Source organism: Bacillus sp. 275, assembly GCF_001999205.1.
Classification (GTDB): Bacteria; Bacillota; Bacilli; order Bacillales; family Bacillaceae; genus Bacillus; species Bacillus velezensis.
Genome location: NZ_CP019626.1, coordinates 15,401 through 31,170, shown reverse-complemented (window position 1 = coordinate 31,170; position 15,770 = coordinate 15,401). Strand labels below are relative to the sequence as shown.

Sequence of the window (15,770 nt, the reverse complement as noted above, 5' to 3'; positions counted from 1 at the left end):
ATGCCGTTATGCTGAAAGAAAAAGTAAAGACAGCAGGCCGTTTTTGCACTGTAGGCGTCGGCAATACGCTGATCGATTTTTGTGTCTTCTTTCTTCTCGCCGCTTGTCATGTCCCCTATCTTCCGGCGCAGATCTGCTCCTATTCGGCAGGGATCATCAACAGCTATGTATGGAACCGGAAGTGGACGTTTCGTGTAAAACGCAAGGCTGACGGGAAAGAGATCATGCGATTTCTCATGATTAATCTTGCCGCGTCGGGAATCACCTTTTTGCTGCTTTACGCGTTTCAAAAAGGCGGCTGTTCGCTATTGGTGAGTAAGTTCGCCGCCACTATCGGCGGGATGATGATGAATTTTATCGGAAACCGAATCTGGGTATTTGGAGATTCGCTGAAAAACTACAGGATCAGGAGTGAAGATGAATGAGAAAAAAAGTGAGAAAAGCGGTCATTCCCGCAGCCGGTTTAGGAACGAGATTTCTGCCGGCGACTAAGGCGCAGCCGAAAGAAATGCTGCCGATTGTCGACAAACCGGCCATCCAATATATTGTCGAAGAGGCCGCAGCGTCAGGAATTGAAGATATATTGATTATTACAGGAAGAAACAAACGCTCGATTGAAGATCATTTTGGCCGGTCGGCGGAATTGGAATTCGATCTGCAGGAAAAAGGCAAAACGGAGACGCTGAAGGAAATGCAGCGGATTGCCGATTTGGCCAATATTCATTACATCCGTCAGAAAGAACCGCTCGGACTAGGACATGCGGTGCTGTGTGCGGAGCATTTTATCGGAGATGAGCCTTTTGCCGTTCTATTAGGTGATGATATTATGGTATCTGACACTCCCGCTCTTTCACAGCTCATCGACGTCTATAACCAACACGGCACAGAAACGATCGGCGTACAGCCCGTCGATCCTGCTGATGTCAGCAAATATGGTATTATACAGACGGGGCGGCAGAGCGGTCATGTGTACGAGGTTGAGGATCTGATTGAGAAGCCGGCTGTTGAAAAGGCGCCCTCTCATATTGCCGTGATGGGCCGCTACATATTAACCCCTGCTATTTTTAAAACGCTGAAGACGATCGGAAGAGGCGCGGGCAACGAAATCCAATTGACAGACGCGCTGCGCGAAGTGTGCCGCACCCGAAGCATTTACGCGCGGGAGCTTGAAGGAAGCCGGTTTGATATAGGAGATAAGTTCGGCTGTTTTAAGGCCGGCACGGAGATCGGGCTTCTGCGGGAAGAAATGAGACCGAAACTTTTAGCTTATTTAGAAGAGGTGTTAAAAAGAGAATCTGAAGAAATCGTGCGTTAAAAAATAATTTGTAACCATTTTGCTTGTCAATCAGTCATATAATTGGGTAAAAAGATAAAGAGGTTGTGAACAGTGTGGGCAATTTTATTAGTGAAATATTATCCTGGCTGACAAGTATGGGCTATTTAGGGATTGCGCTCGGATTAATGATCGAAATCATTCCGAGTGAAATCGTTCTGGCTTACGGAGGCTATATGGTGTCAGAAGGCACGCTCAGCTTTATCGGCGCCATTGTCGCCGGTGTGATCGGGGGAACGATCGCGCAGTGCTTTATTTACTGGATCGCCCGTTATGGGGGACGGCCGTTTTTGGACAAGTACGGCAAGTACTTACTTCTGAAAAAGCATCATGTTGATGTTGCGGAAAACTGGTTTCGCCGTTACGGCGCCGGCGTTGTGTTCTCGGCGCGGTTTATCCCGGTCGTCAGACATGCAATTTCCATCCCGGCCGGCCTTGCGAAAATGCCTCTTTCCAAGTTTGTCATATTGACGACGCTTGCCATTATTCCGTGGTCTGTCATTTTCGTTTATCTCGGGTATCAGCTCGGGGGACAGTGGAAAGACGTAGACAGCTATGCCGGAATGTATACAACTCCGATCATTATATTGGCTCTCGTATTTATTGTTGTTTATTTTGTTGTGAAGAAAATGAGATCAAGACTGTGAAAAAAGACTGCATAAGAGCGGCTGCGAGCCGGATCTATGCAGTCTTTTTTTATTTATACCGGGTATACGGGGTGTTTCCGGTGTGTGAATGTCAGTTGTTTGGACATGTAAGCAGTGAGGCGTTTATTGAGTTCTTCCCGCAAGGAATCAGCAGGAACAATGCCGTCAATCACCATTTCAGAAGCAAGCCGGTAAAGGTTAATGTCTTCCTTATATTCATCACGCTTTTCTTGAATAAAAGCCGGCCTTTCTTCAGGGGCTAGCTCGCTGATTTTGTTTGCGTAGACCGCATTCACCGCTGCTTCAGGACCCATTACGGCAATTTGCGCAGTCGGAAGCGCTAAACAGCAGTCCGGTTCAAAAGCAGGCCCCGCCATCGCGTATAATCCGGCACCGTAGGCTTTTCTGACGATAACGGAAAGCTTCGGAACAGTCGCTTCCGCCATTGCGGAGATCATTTTTGCGCCATGCCTGATGATGCCCGCCTGCTCAACCTTCGTTCCGATCATGAATCCGGGAATGTCTGCTAAAAACAGAAGCGGAATATGGAATGCGTCGCACAAAGCGATAAATTTTGCGGCTTTATCCGCCGAATCGAGAAATAAAACCCCGCCTTTTACACGCGGCTGATTGGCGATAATGCCGACCGGCTGTCCGTGAATCCGCGCAAGCCCCGTTATTAATTCCTGCGCAAATAACGGTTTAATCTCAAAAAATGAGTCTTCATCAATGACACGTTCAATTAAATCCATCATGTTGAACGGTGCGTTTTGATGTGCCGGGATGACATCTGAGAGCGGTTTTTCAAAAGCTTTCGGGTTCTTAGATTTGTTGACGGGCGCTTTTTCAGTATAATTTGCCGGAAAGTAGCTGAGATATGTCTGCGCCATCATGATTGCTTCCTGTTCCGTCCGGGCGAGGAGATCACCGCAGCCTGATACGGAACAATGCATACGGGCGCCGCCCATTTCTTCAAGCGATACTTTCTCGCCGATCACCATTTCTGCCATACGCGGGGAACCTAAGTACATGGATGCATTGCCCTCAACCATAATGACAATGTCGCAAAAGGCCGGAATGTAAGCGCCGCCCGCAGCGGAAGGGCCGAACAATAAACAGATTTGCGGAATGCGGCCCGACAGCTTTACTTGATTATAAAAGATGCGGCCGGCTCCCCTTCTGCCCGGGAACATGTCGACCTGATCCGTAATTCTCGCACCTGCGGAATCGACTAAGTACAAGAGCGGACACTGAAGCTTTTCCGCCGTCTCCTGAATGCGGATGATTTTTTCCACCGTTTTCGCGCCCCACGAGCCCGCCTTTACGGTTGAGTCGTTTGCCATCACACAAACGGTTCTGCCGCCGATGGTGCCGATCCCGGTAACGACCCCGTCTGCCGGAAGTCCGTCTGACATGCACTCGGCGAAAAAAGCGTCTTCAACGGATATGCCGTCATCGAATAAAAGCTTCAGCCTGTCTCTTACAAAAAGTTTTCCCTTCTTTTCGTTGCTTGCGTGATATTTCGCGGCTCCTCCCTTTTCAATCGTTTTGCTGCGTGTCTGCCGTTCTTTTTCGTAATCCATCCGAGTCCCTCCATGTTTTATTTTCCTTTGTATTCAGGGGGTCTTTTTTCTTTAAAAGCGCGCAGGCCCTCTTCTCTGTCAAGTGTGGGGATGACTTGTTCATATGCTTTTCGTTCGATTTCGAGCCCTGTATTGAGATCTGTCTCCAGACCCTTGTTTATCGCGGCTTTTGCTTGTCTGACGGCGATCGGCCCATTAGCGGCGATGCGGCCGGCCAGTGCTTTTGCTTTTTCCATTAGTTCATCGGCTTTACAAACATGCTCGATCAGCTTCATGTCTTTTCCCTCTTCGGCAGAAAGCCTTCGGCCGGTATAGATCAATTCTTTTGCCGCGCCGGGGCCGATAAGCCGGGGCAGTCTCTGCGTTCCGCCCGCTCCGGGAATGATCGCAAGCCCTGTTTCAGGAAGGCCGAGGCCCGCCTGGCTGACGGCTGTTCTGATATCGCAGGCGAGAGCGAGTTCAAGGCCTCCTCCGACAGCGGTTCCGTTCAGCGCTGCAATGACCGGCTGCGGGAGAGCTTCAATGGATGCGGCCGTTTCACCGATACGCCTGACGCTTTGCTTAACTTGTTCATGATTCATCCCCGCTCTTTCTTTTAAATCAGCACCGGCGCAAAATGTGTTCCCGGTGCCGGTGAGAATGACACAACGAATGGATGGCGAGTTTTTGATGTCTTCAATCACACGCTGTAAATGATCAATCATGTCTGAAGACAGCGAGTTGGCCGCATGCGGGCGGTTCAGCGTGATCAGACCGATCGTTTCTTGACAGACGGAATACAAGACGCAATCTCCCATGGCTTCTCCTTTCTCATTTCGTTCTGAATGCCTGCAGGTTTCTGCTTGGCAGGTCTTTGCCTATTTTATCCGCGATCCAGCCTGCGGCATAAAGAAGTTTATTCATGTCCGTCCCGGTATCAATCCCCATTTGTTCGAGCATATAAATGACGTCTTCTGTGGCAGCGTTTCCTGCTGATCCAGGGGCGTACGGGCAGCCGCCAAGCCCGCCTGAGGAAGTATCAAAGGATGTGATGCCCATATCAAGAGCGGGGATGATATTCGCTAGAGCCGTTCCTCTTGTATCATGGAAATGGAGTGCGATTTTTGAGGCGGGAATTCTCGGCAAAAGGGCTTCAAGCACGGCTATAACCTGCAAGGGGTTTGCCGCGCCGATCGTGTCGCCGAGCGATATTTCATCAACACCCATTTCGAGCAGGGTGTCTGACAGGCGGATGACTTGTTCGATCGGCACGTTCTGTTCGTACGGACAGCCGAACACAGTGGACAGATAAGCTCTCGTCGCCATTTTTTCAGCTTTTGCTTCAGTAATAACCCGCCTGAGCTCTTGAACGGTCCGGTCAATCGGTTTGTTTACGTTTTTTTGGTTATGGGTTTCGCTTGCAGATAAAAATACACATGCCTGATCGATTCCGCCCTCTGCCGCATGCTCCAGTCCGATGAGGTTCGGAACGAGAGCCGCGTAGACCGTATGTTCAGATCTGACAATGCCTTTTGCGACGTCCAGGCTGTCACGAAGAGCCGGAATCCATCTCGGATGCACGAATGATGTCACTTCGATATAGGGAAGGCCTGTTTTTGACAGCATATTGATCCACTCAATCTTATCTTCTGTATCCACCCACGCCGATTCATTCTGCAAGCCGTCACGCGGTCCTACTTCATTGATGCGGACATGTTTCGGACAGTTCATGCTGCACCTCCCGTTTTATTGAAGTTCAATCAGGACCTCTCCTTCATCAGTGAAATCACCTTCTGATTTTTTCACTTCTTTCACCGTACCCGCTGCATCAGCGATAATCGGAATTTCCATTTTCATAGATTCCAAGATGGCCACTTCCTGTCCTTCTTCAATGACATCACCGGGCTTCACATGAATTTTCCACAGGTTTCCCGCCATTTGAATTTTTATGACGCTCATTTGGACGCCCCCTCGTTCATTGTTTGTAAAAAACCGGTTGTTGCCTCGCCCTTTTCAAACACTTCTGAATGAGCAATTTTTGTCAGCAGCGGAATGTTGGTTTTAATCCCTTCTACATGATATTCGCCAAGGGCGGTTTTCAGTTGTTCAATGGCTTGTTTTCTCGTATTCGCCGTGACGACCATTTTGGCAATCATCGGATCGTAAAACGGAGAAATGACGCTTCCCTTTTCGACGGCGCATTCGTGTCGCACTGACGGGTGTCTTAAAACGGAAAAAGACGAGATGGTACCGGGTGACGGGTAAAAGGTGACCGGATCTTCCGCATAGATCCGCACTTCAATCGCATGACCGCGGTGGTTGATATCTTTCTGCGAGAAAGGCAGCGCCTGCCCGGCGGCAATTTTCAGCTGTTCTTCCACAAGATCCAGTCCTGTAATTTCTTCTGTCACCGGATGCTCCACCTGCAGTCTTGTGTTCATCTCTAAAAAATAGATTTGTTTCTTTTGGTCGACGAGAAATTCTATTGTGCCTGCATTTTGGTAGCCGATCGATTTAGCGGCTTTAACGGCGGTTTCACCGAGTCTTTGTCTTAATTCATCGTCAACAAACGGCGACGGCGCTTCTTCTATCACTTTTTGGTGGCGCCTTTGGACTGAACAGTCACGTTCAAACAGATGAACGGTGTTGCCGAAAGAATCTGCGAGTATCTGAATTTCAATATGACGGGCATTTTCAATGACCTTTTCCATATACATTGCGCCGTCTCCAAAAAAGGAGGCGGCCCGCTTTTGATTGCCTTCAAACGCTTTGGCCAGCTCTTCTTCTGACTGTACGATCTGCATGCCGATTCCGCCTCCTCCTGCGGACGCTTTCAGCATGACCGGAAAACCGATGGCACGGGCTTCGGCTAAGGCGGAGTGAACATCGGGCAATGGCTCTGAAACACCGGGAACGATCGGGACCTTTGCTTTTTGCATCGTTTTTCGGGCTTCAATCTTGCTGCCCATCTTGGCGATGATATCACCGGGCGGACCGATAAATGTGATTTGTTCCTTCCGGCAGCGTTCGGCGAACAGGCTGTTTTCTGACAGCAGCCCGTAGCCCGGATGAATGGCGTCCGCTCCGGCGGATTTGGCGGCTTCTATGATTCTGTCGATATGTAAATAGCTTTCATTTACTCTCGATTTACCGATCGGATAGGCCTCATCAGCCGCTTTTACATGCAGCGCGTCCCGGTCGGCTTCTGAATACACAGCTGCCGAGGGGATGCCGAGACGTTTGCAGGTGCGGATAATTCGTAAGGCGATTTCTCCTCTGTTGGCAATCAGGACTTTTTTAAACAAATGTGAAGCACTCCTTTTTCATTAAGTTAACTTGAGCTCTTCAATCGTTTTTTCCCGCAGCTTGAATTTCTGAATTTTTCCTGAGGCTGTCATTGGATATTCATCTGTAAACAAAACGTACCTGGGGACTTTATAGCGGGCGATATGTTCTTTGCAAAAGGTTCTGATGTCTTCTGCGGAAGCGGTTTGTCCGTCTTTGAGCCTGATCCACGCCGCGGCCTCTTCTCCGTATTTCGGATCAGGAACGCCGACGACCTGAACGTCTGCTACCGCGGGATGCCGATATAACATTTCCTCAATCTCGCGCGGATAGATATTTTCGCCGCCCCTGATCAGCATGTCTTTCAGACGGCCCGTGATTTTGCAGTATCCGTCCTCGTCCATGACCGCCAAATCACCGGTATGCAGCCAGCCGTCTTTGTCTATCGCTTCTTCGGTCGCTTCTTGATTTTTATAATAGCCTTTCATGACATGATATCCGCGGGTGCAGAGCTCTCCTTGTTCGCCCCTGGCGGCTTCTTGGGATGTTCCGGGCCGAACGATTCTGACTTCGATATGGGGAAGCGCGCGCCCCGCTGTTTCCACTCTTCTTTCAAATGAATCATCCGTTCTTGTCTGCGTAATAACAGGTGATGCTTCGGTCTGTCCGTAGGCAATTGTAATGCCGGTCATCCCCATTTTGCCGATCACTTCTCTCATGACTTCCGCCGGGCATGGCGAGCCTGCCATAATCCCGGTTCGGACGTGGGAAAGGTCATATTCAGAAAAACGGCTGTCATTTAGGAGGGCGATAAACATCGTCGGTACACCGTGCAGAGCGGTGCAGGCTTCTTGCTCCACCGTTTTCAGAACGGCCGGCGGAGAAAACTGTTCGATCGGAATCATCGCCGCACCCGCGGAAACACATGCCAGCACGCCGAGCACGCACCCAAAGCAGTGGAAAAACGGCACGGGAATACATAAACGGTCACATGAAGTAAGCTTCATGCATTCTGCGATATTGGCTGCGTTATTTACGATATTAAAATGTGAGAGCATGACGCCTTTCGGAAATCCGGTCGTACCTGATGTATATTGCATATGAATGCAATCATCCTTTTTCAGGCTGTCCATCCTTCCGTCAAGCGCTGCATCCGTTTCAGACTCGGCATTATCCAGCAATGAATCCCAACGGTGCATCCCGGGCGGGCTTTTATCACCGATATATAACACCGTCCGTAAAAATGGATAACGTTTCGAACGCAGCCTGCCGCGCTTACAAGTTTTCAGCTCCGGAATCAGCTTATTCACGATTTCAACATAAGATGTCTGCCGATAGGAATCCATGATTATCAGGGCCGAGACGTCTGAATGTGCCAGCAGGTAATCGAGCTCTGCGATTTGAAAATTGGTATTAATGGTGACCAGAACGGCGCCGATTTTCGCTGTTGCAAATTGCGCCGCGAGCCATTCCGGAATGTTGGATGCCCAAATGGCCACATGATCTCCTTTTTCAACTCCCAGCTTCATCAGCCCTTTTGCGGTTTGCCGGCATAACCGGTCAAACTCGGCATACGTATAACGAAGGCCGCGCTCAGGGTAAACAACCGCTTCACGATCCGGAAAAAGCTTCGCGGTCCGCTCAAGCAGCTTTCCGGCTGTTAAATGGATAAGTTCAGCCATATGACCTGCCCCCCTTCCATCTCTGTCTTAGTAAACGTTTTCATTTCACTTCAAAAGCTGTCTTGCGATGACCATTCTTTGAATTTCTGACGTTCCTTCGCCAATCTCCATCAGCTTTGCGTCACGAAGCATGCGCTCAACACCGCATTCCTTCATATAACCGGAACCGCCATGAATTTGGATGGCCTGAAGACATGTTCTGACGGCCATTTCTGAAGCATAAAGCTTGGCGAATGCAGCTTCTTTCGTAAATGGCAGGTTTTGATCCTTCAGCCATGCCGCTTTAAGCACCATCTGTCTGGCAAGGTCAATTTCCATCGCCATATCGGCCAGCTTAAATTGAATGGCTTGAAATGACGATATCGGACTGCCGAACTGCTTGCGTTCCTTCGCATATGACAGCGACGCCTCCAGTGCGCCTTGAGCGATACCGACAGCCAGTGCCGCAATCGAGATCCGCCCGCCGTCTAATGTATATAAAAATTGTTTAAAACCTTTTTCAGGATCACCGAGCAGGTTATCGGCAGGCACCCTGACATCCTCCAGCACAAGCTCGGCCGTATCCGACCCTCTCACACCCATCTTGTCGTACGGATTTGTGATCGTAAATCCCGGTGTGTCTGTCGGGACGATGAGAGCTGAAATGATAGGTTTTCCGGCGGAGTTCTTTCCCGTAACGGCGGTGACAATGACCGTGCGGGCGTAATTTGCGTTTGTGATCCAGCATTTCTCTCCGTTTATCACATAGTCATCGCCCTTTTTCTCGGCTTTTGTCTGGGTTCCGCCGGCATCGGAACCTGCATTCGGCTCTGTCAGCCCGAATGATCCGAGCGCTTTTCCCGAAGCAAGCGGAATAAGATGTTCTTGCTTTTGCTGTTCAGTACCGAAATAGTATAATGGGCTTGCACCGAGTGACACGGCCGCCGCGTAGCTCAGCCCCGTGCTGCCGCAGGCTTTTCCGATTTCTTCGACCGCTGCTGCATATGAAATGGTGTCACCGCCCGCCCCGCCGTATTCTTCCGGAAACGGAATTCCGAGCAGCCCGAGTTCGCCTATTTTTTTAAATGTGTCTATCGGGAAGACGGCTGATTGATCAACCTCATGGGCTTTCGGGGCAATTTCATTTTTGGCGAAATCTCTGACCATTTCGCGCACCATCTGCTGTTCTTTTGTCAGTTGAAAATTCATTAACCTTCCTCCTTCTGCTGCTTTCTACATTTTATTAATGGGGGTCTTTATTCATTCCATCCAAATAAAGTCTGAACATTCGGACTCATCCGCCACAAAAAAACTGACAGCGCCGCAACTGTCAGTTTTATTAATAATGGCTATTTAATTGTCCGTTTTGCGGAGGGACGGCTCTCATGGTGAAGCCTGTCAACGGAAGTAACGAAATAGGTGCAGGCTTCTTTCGCCCGAATATCAGTATCTGAAAATGTCTGCGTCCGTGACGATGTTTTTCTGACTGTATCCACTAAATAAGGCTGCTTTCCCTTTTCTGCGCGGTAAATGGCGTAATAAGCCGTTTTTTTACCGTTGGATTTCGCATCTTCGATATAGAGTGTATGGCCTGAAGCGTTCTTCTCCGCCCGTTTGACAGCCGGTTTTTTTAAAGCGGAATGTCCGAGCCAAGGCATCTCCGGAATTAATGCGGGCCGGCTGTACATGTCTTTGATCAAACGGTTTTTCACATCGAGCGGATTACGGTTTAAATCCTTTAAACTGAAATGCATGCTGCCTTTAATCCAAGCTGATCCCCTGTTAAGAGCAATCTGTCTTCCGTATTCCCCCGGGTCGGCCCAGGCCGGATCAGCGTTGTTGTTGATTTTATAAGCTGCCTGCCCGATATATAAATGCACCGGCCGATTGTTCACTTCTTTTCCCCACCAATCCGCTAAGACGTCATATGCCGCCGCTTTAAATCCGATGCTCCAGTAAATTTGCGGAGCGATGTAATCAATGTATCCTTTTTGGATCCATTCTCTCGTATCAGCATATAAATCATCGTAGTTCCGCACCCCTGCGGCCGTTTCGGAGCCTGTCGGGTCATCTGCGGCATTTCTCCATACGCCGAACGGGCTGATTCCGAATTTGACATAAGGTTTTTCTCGTTTGATGGTTTGGTTGATTTCTTTTACAAGCCGGTTGACGTTATCCCTGCGCCAGTCATCAACTGATGCAAAGTGAGCTTTTCCGTACCGTTCGTATTCCGCCTGATCGGGGAATTCCTGTCCGGCAATTTTATAAGGATAAAAATAATCATCCATATGAACCGCATCAATGTCATAACGGCTGACCACCTCTTTGATTCCATCCGTTATAAATTGTCTTACTTCCGGAATGCCCGGATTATAGTACAGCTGTTTTCCGTATGCAGCGACCCAGTCCGGATGCGAACGAGCGGGATGATCATCTGAAAGCGCATTCAAATTTGTGTGATTCATCGTGATCCGGTAAGGATTGAACCAAGCGTGAAATTCAAGATTCCGTTTATGTGTCTCTTCAACTAAAAAAGCAAGCGGATCGTAGCCGGGATTTTTGCCTTGTGTTCCTGTCAGATACTCTGACCAAGGCCCGTAATCTGATGGATAAAAAGCATCAGCCGCAGGCTTAATTTGGACGATAACGGCGTTCATCCCCATCTCCTGAACGTCATCCAGCAGCTTGCTGTATTCTCTTTTTTGCTCTTCCGGTGACAGCCCTTTTTTAGAGGGCCAGTCGATATTGGTGACAGACGCGATCCATACGGCTCTCATTTCTCTCTCCGGCTGAGTGCCGCTTGCTTGTGCGGATGCTGAGAATGTAAAGATGCCGGCTGTCAGTACAACGGCCAAAAACCATATCATGCTAAAACGGCAGCTTTTCATGTTTTTCCCCCTCTCTGCTTTACGGTATTCCGAAGCATTCCGGGCGGTGAATCAGAAAGCCTGCTTTGCTCCTCTCAGCCTAAAAGGGAAAGAAAAAAGTCCTAAAGCGAATCAAAACGCTTCAGGACTTTTTATGTTTCATGGCGGCGAGCACGTCAATGACCTTCGTTCCGACGCCGACACACGTTTCAAGAATGGCCTGCGCTCCGGCGATGGACAAAATGAAAATAACCGGATGTGCATAGCGGGGCCAGACCAAGTAGCAGATGCCGATCAATATGGCGCACCAGACGCCCGCACACCAATAACATTGCAGCATATAACCGAATGCGGAGGAAGGGACTTTTTTTTGGACGGCGCGCCCGTTTTGATCGACGGTTTTTTCTTGCTTTATAAAGGGTTTTCTTATGAATTCCGTAATCTTATCAAATACGATCAAATGGGTCAGCCGGTAGCTGGCAAGAATGATCATTACATACGTAAGCCAAGATAGGTTCGTCATGTCAAAGCCTCCAAAAAACTGGTTTGATTCCCCTATCTTGCCCTCTGTCATCCTGAACCATTCTGCCGGATGTTACAGATTCCGCGCCAAGCGTCTTCCGCTGTTTGCAATGATGTCGAGTATGACCTCAGCATTTTGCTGTGCAAAGGCGGGTTCAAACATATCTTTGTGGGCGCCCCCGCCTTGATATTCCTGATAGAGTCCCGTTGTGGCGCCTTCCCATTTCATCGGCTCGGTCTTATCACTGGGCTCTTCCTTTATGCCGGCCTCGATAAAATGGAGGTTTGCCGCGATTTGGCCGTCATTTATCAGTTCCGCCCAGTACGTTTGATAGCGCTCTGTTTTTCGGATGACCGCTTCCCTGACGGCTTCCGGGACATTTTCCGCTGTTGCGTTTGTTGGCTGCGGCGGAAATGTGTCAAGCTTTCTGTACGCGTCTGCGATAATGACGTCGCTGATTTCTAAGCCGCGCTTTTCCATCGCTTTTGCCGCCTCGAATGCCGTATTGCCGCCTGCCGAATATCCGAAGAGAATATAAGGGCCTTCCGGCTGGATTTCCAGCATTTTATCAATGTATTGTTCCATTCTGTTGTCTTCTTCAATAAAGTTAAAACCGTACACAGCAGCCCGTTCGTTTAATGCCGCCGCAAGATCTTTAAAGAAAATCCCGAAACCTGAGATAGGCGGAAAACAGAAAAGATTTCGGCCTTTCGGCTGGTTCAGTCTGCTGATATGCTGCTCTGCAGCTTCTGTCAGTGTGTTTGAATACAGCTTTTCAGCCAATTGTTCAATTGTCGGATATTCAAATATCATTTCAATCGGCACATCCATCTGCTGCCTGGTCTTCAGCTGATGAATCACTTGCAATGCTTTCAAAGAATGGCCGCCCAGCTCAAAGAAGTCATCTTGTATGCCCAGCTCCCTGCAGCCGAGGATCGGCGTCCAAATGTCGATCAGCTCACGCTCTACCCAGTTTCGTGGCGGAACGGCTTTTGATGACGTTTTTTTCCGTTCCGGCGCAGGCAGCCCGCGGCGGTCCACTTTGCCGTTTGCGGTAAGCGGCATACGGTCAAGCTTCATCACATACTGAGGAATCATATAGTCGGGAAGCGACCTGGCCAACAGGGATCGAATGGCTCTTTCTTCAACATGTGCGCCCGTATAATACGCACAAAGGATTGCTTCTTGTCCTTCATCTGACACGATGACTGCCGCTTCCCTGATTCCATCAATTTCAGTCAAGCGCGCTTCGATTTCGGCCGGCTCAATCCGCTTCCCGCGAATCTTGAATTGGCGGTCGATACGGCTGATGTATCCGATGCTTCCATCAGGCAGCCAGTGTGCCAAGTCGCCTGTTTTGTAGATCTTTTCTTCAGGATGAACCGGGTGGCTGACAAATGCTTCACTTGTTAAGTCAGGCCTGTTTAAATAGCCTTTGGCAACCCCGTCACCGCCGACACAAAGCTCACCGGGCACGCCGATCGGCGCAAGTCCGCCATTTTTATCAATGATATACGCAGTTGAATTGCTGATCGGTTTTCCGATCGGGATCGGCTGAGAAAAATCGTGCCTGATTTCGTAAAAGGTAGAAAATGTCGTATTTTCCGTCGGTCCGTATATGTTATAAAGGCTGAGATTCGGACAGCGGTGTCTGACCTTATTGATGAGCGCCGGGGACAAAGCTTCTCCGCCGACATATAAGGTGTGCAACCCAGAAAACATCTCCGGATCTGCCTGGGCGAACTGGTTAAAGAGCGCCGTCGTCAAAAACAGAATCGTAATCCGGTTGGAAGAAAGATAATTGCCGAACCTCTCAGGGGCAAGCATTGTCGAGCGGTCAACCACATGAAGACATGCTCCGTTCAAAAGTGCTCCGAAGATTTCAAACGTCACTGCGTCAAAACCGATGGACCCTGTCAGAATGAGACGGTCCGACATGCCAGCCGACGTGTAATTGCTGTTTGACACGAGCGATATGACGTTTCGGTTGGAAATCATCACGCCCTTCGGTTTTCCTGTTGAACCGGATGTATACATAATATAGGCAAGGTCATCAGGTGCTGTATCGGTATTCAGTTTTCCCGCATCAGGTGTTTGTTTTTCAGCTGCAGCCGGGATAGAGATGATGTGAGAAAAGTCAATGTCAGTCTCAATTCCTTTTTGTACCGTTAACAGCTGTGCTCCGCTCTCAGTGAGCATATCGGCGATCCTGTCGGTTGGCAGTTCTGCATCAAGGGGAAGGTACGTCCCTCCCGCTTTCAATACAGCGAGAACAGCGATGATAAATTCCGGTGAGCGTTCGGCCAGAATCCCGGCAATTCCCTTTGGCGCCAGACCGTTTTCCAGCAGGGTGCGGGCGAATGCAGTTGACCGTTCATCGAGCTCCCGGTACGTCATCGTCAGCCCGCCGGCGTGAAGCGCCTGATGGTTCGGGGTTTTCTTCACCTGTCGGCTGAACAGGCTGATGATGCTTTCATCTCTTTCATAAGTTGTTTTCGTGTCATTAAATTCGCCGATTATTCTTGATTTTTCCTTTTGTCCGAGCATCGGAAGCCGATCAGCGGGAACATCGGGATTGAAGGCGGCGCCGCGCAGAGCTTCTTCCAAGTGTCCTTTTACGCTCTCTATCCATACTTCGTCATAAACGTTCGCATTGTAGCTGAATTTGATGAGCAGCTCATCGCCAGGCGCTATGATGAGGTTAAAATCGTAGCCCGATTGTTCCGAAACGTTGACATTCCCGATCCGGAATGGTGCATCCGATTCCTTTTCCGCGTCTTTCATCTGCTGCTGAATCGGATAATTTTCAAACACGATAATATGGTGGATTAAATCCTGTTTCAGCTCAGTCTGCGATTGGATGTCAGCAAGCGGATGATAGCTGAACGCCTCTGAGTCAAGCATTTCTTTCTGCAAGCGGCCCAGCAGTTCTCTAAAGCTTTCGTCACCCGTTTTAATGCGTACCGGAACGGTATTGATAAACAGCCCGATCATGCTTTCCACGCCGTCAATGACGGAAGGCCGCCCTGATACGACGGCGCCGAATACGGCATCGTCCGTCCGGTTGTAGCGCTGCAGCATCAGACCCCATACAGTCTGCATAAGAACAGCGAGCGTAGCGCCCTCTTCTTTGGCGATGGTTTTCAGCTTGTCCGTCAGGTTTTGATCTAAAGAAAACAGCAGCTCTTCCTTGCGGTAGCCTTTTTCCTGGGGACGGGCCGATATTTTCGGGAGTCCTGAGGGTGTCTCGCAGCCTGCTAAATATCCTTTCCAATATTCAGAAGCCGCGTCTTTGTCCTGATCAGTCAGCCATGTAATATAAGTGCTGTAAGGCTTTGCGGGCGCCAGTGTGACGGGTGAGCCTGATTCAATCGCCCGGTACATATGCATGAATTCCTGAAGGACGATGCCGAGGCACCAGCCGTCCATAAGGATGTGATGGTGACTCCAGACGCATATATATTTTTCGTCAGCCGTTTTAAACAAAGAAACGCGCATCAGCATATCCTTTTGCAAGTCAAAGCCTTTTAAGCGGTCACGTTCCTTAAATCGCTGTAAGTAGGCGCTCTGTTCCGCTTCGTCCAAATGTGTAAGATCTTCGCGGTGCAGCCGGAATTCCCGCTCACGCAGCACAACTTGGCGGGGGCCGTTCAGCTGAGCGACATGAGGTAAAAAAACCGTTCTGAAAATATCGTGACGGCTGATGACAGACTGTACGCTTTGCTCAAACAATTCCGGACGAAGCCGGCCTTTTATGGTGAAGACGGATTGCTCGATATATGCAGCCCCCTCCTTTTGCAGAAAGGAATGAAAAAGCATTCCTTCCTGCATTCGGCTGAGGGGATAAATATTTTGGATATTTTTTGTTTTGTCCATGTGTTCCTCCCGCTCG

General features: G+C 49.4%; 12 protein-coding genes and 1 pseudogene. 3 read left to right on the top strand and 10 right to left on the bottom strand.

All coding sequences use genetic code 11. The features are described from left to right. Positions 1–8 precede the first annotated feature (8 nt). The 3 genes and pseudogenes from BZ167_RS00075 to BZ167_RS00065 all read left to right on the top strand — a co-directional run bounded on the left by BZ167_RS00075 (position 9) and on the right by BZ167_RS00065 (position 1,980). Positions 9–415, top strand: a pseudogene (locus BZ167_RS00075) (GtrA family protein). A 6-nt stretch (positions 416–421) separates the two neighbouring features. Next, complete coding sequence (gene galU / locus BZ167_RS00070; RefSeq protein WP_077391880.1) at positions 422–1,315, top strand: UTP--glucose-1-phosphate uridylyltransferase GalU; 894 nt, start codon at positions 422–424, stop codon at positions 1,313–1,315. Between the two features lie 74 nt (positions 1,316–1,389). Beyond that, complete coding sequence (locus tag BZ167_RS00065; RefSeq protein WP_077391879.1) at positions 1,390–1,980, top strand: undecaprenyl phosphate transporter UptA; 591 nt, start codon at positions 1,390–1,392, stop codon at positions 1,978–1,980. 53 nt (positions 1,981–2,033) lie between these two features. Here BZ167_RS00065 and BZ167_RS00060 read toward each other — a convergent pair whose 3' ends face one another. From BZ167_RS00060 to BZ167_RS00015, 10 genes are all read right to left on the bottom strand, one after another. Next, positions 2,034–3,563 carry an acyl-CoA carboxylase subunit beta gene (locus tag BZ167_RS00060; RefSeq protein ID WP_032865964.1) on the bottom strand — a complete coding sequence of 510 codons (1,530 nt, stop codon included), beginning with the start codon at positions 3,561–3,563 and terminating at the stop codon, positions 2,034–2,036. Positions 3,564–3,580: 17 nt separating this feature from the next. After that, positions 3,581–4,360 carry an enoyl-CoA hydratase gene (locus BZ167_RS00055; protein WP_061860604.1) on the bottom strand — a complete coding sequence of 260 codons (780 nt, stop codon included), beginning with the start codon at positions 4,358–4,360 and terminating at the stop codon, positions 3,581–3,583. A 13-nt stretch (positions 4,361–4,373) separates the two neighbouring features. Beyond that, entirely contained in the window at positions 4,374–5,273 is a 900-nt protein-coding gene (locus BZ167_RS00050; protein ID WP_061860605.1) for a hydroxymethylglutaryl-CoA lyase, read from the bottom strand. Between the two features lie 15 nt (positions 5,274–5,288). Then, entirely contained in the window at positions 5,289–5,501 is a 213-nt protein-coding gene (locus tag BZ167_RS00045; RefSeq protein WP_007410121.1) for an acetyl-CoA carboxylase biotin carboxyl carrier protein subunit, read from the bottom strand. Next, the gene (locus tag BZ167_RS00040) at positions 5,498–6,847 is read right to left on the bottom strand and encodes an acetyl-CoA carboxylase biotin carboxylase subunit (RefSeq protein WP_015417584.1); all 1,350 of its coding nucleotides are present in this window, start codon (positions 6,845–6,847) and stop codon (positions 5,498–5,500) included. The genes BZ167_RS00045 and BZ167_RS00040 overlap by 4 nt, the downstream gene beginning before the upstream one ends. Before the next feature lie 21 nt (positions 6,848–6,868). After that, positions 6,869–8,509, bottom strand: coding sequence for an AMP-binding protein (locus BZ167_RS00035; RefSeq protein WP_015417585.1), 1,641 nt, complete (start codon positions 8,507–8,509; stop codon positions 6,869–6,871). 45 nt (positions 8,510–8,554) lie between these two features. Continuing rightward, positions 8,555–9,697, bottom strand: coding sequence for an acyl-CoA dehydrogenase family protein (locus tag BZ167_RS00030; RefSeq protein ID WP_003153894.1), 1,143 nt, complete (start codon positions 9,695–9,697; stop codon positions 8,555–8,557). A gap of 140 nt (positions 9,698–9,837) precedes the next feature. After that, entirely contained in the window at positions 9,838–11,376 is a 1,539-nt protein-coding gene (locus BZ167_RS00025) for a glycoside hydrolase family 10-like protein (protein WP_015417586.1), read from the bottom strand. A 121-nt stretch (positions 11,377–11,497) separates the two neighbouring features. Continuing rightward, positions 11,498–11,878 carry a DUF1360 domain-containing protein gene (locus BZ167_RS00020; RefSeq protein WP_007410116.1) on the bottom strand — a complete coding sequence of 127 codons (381 nt, stop codon included), beginning with the start codon at positions 11,876–11,878 and terminating at the stop codon, positions 11,498–11,500. Positions 11,879–11,950: 72 nt separating this feature from the next. Further along, positions 11,951–15,754, bottom strand: a complete 3,804-nt coding sequence (locus tag BZ167_RS00015; RefSeq protein ID WP_015417587.1) for a non-ribosomal peptide synthetase — start codon at positions 15,752–15,754, stop codon at positions 11,951–11,953. Between the last annotated feature and the right edge of the window lie 16 nt (positions 15,755–15,770).

What these genes read in the sequence shown, in the direction of transcription:
- BZ167_RS00015 (WP_015417587.1), bottom strand. Translation starts at nt 15,754, where the DNA reads ATGGACAAAACAAAAAATATCCAAAATATTTATCCCCTCAGCCGAATG.
- BZ167_RS00055 (WP_061860604.1), bottom strand. Translation starts at nt 4,360, where the DNA reads ATGGGAGATTGCGTCTTGTATTCCGTCTGTCAAGAAACGATCGGTCTG.
- BZ167_RS00025 (WP_015417586.1), bottom strand. Translation starts at nt 11,376, where the DNA reads ATGAAAAGCTGCCGTTTTAGCATGATATGGTTTTTGGCCGTTGTACTG.
- BZ167_RS00060 (WP_032865964.1), bottom strand. Translation starts at nt 3,563, where the DNA reads ATGGATTACGAAAAAGAACGGCAGACACGCAGCAAAACGATTGAAAAG.
- BZ167_RS00035 (WP_015417585.1), bottom strand. Translation starts at nt 8,509, where the DNA reads ATGGCTGAACTTATCCATTTAACAGCCGGAAAGCTGCTTGAGCGGACC.
- BZ167_RS00020 (WP_007410116.1), bottom strand. Translation starts at nt 11,878, where the DNA reads ATGACGAACCTATCTTGGCTTACGTATGTAATGATCATTCTTGCCAGC.
- BZ167_RS00045 (WP_007410121.1), bottom strand. Translation starts at nt 5,501, where the DNA reads ATGAGCGTCATAAAAATTCAAATGGCGGGAAACCTGTGGAAAATTCAT.
- galU (WP_077391880.1), top strand. Translation starts at nt 422, where the DNA reads ATGAGAAAAAAAGTGAGAAAAGCGGTCATTCCCGCAGCCGGTTTAGGA.
- BZ167_RS00050 (WP_061860605.1), bottom strand. Translation starts at nt 5,273, where the DNA reads ATGAACTGTCCGAAACATGTCCGCATCAATGAAGTAGGACCGCGTGAC.
- BZ167_RS00030 (WP_003153894.1), bottom strand. Translation starts at nt 9,697, where the DNA reads ATGAATTTTCAACTGACAAAAGAACAGCAGATGGTGCGCGAAATGGTC.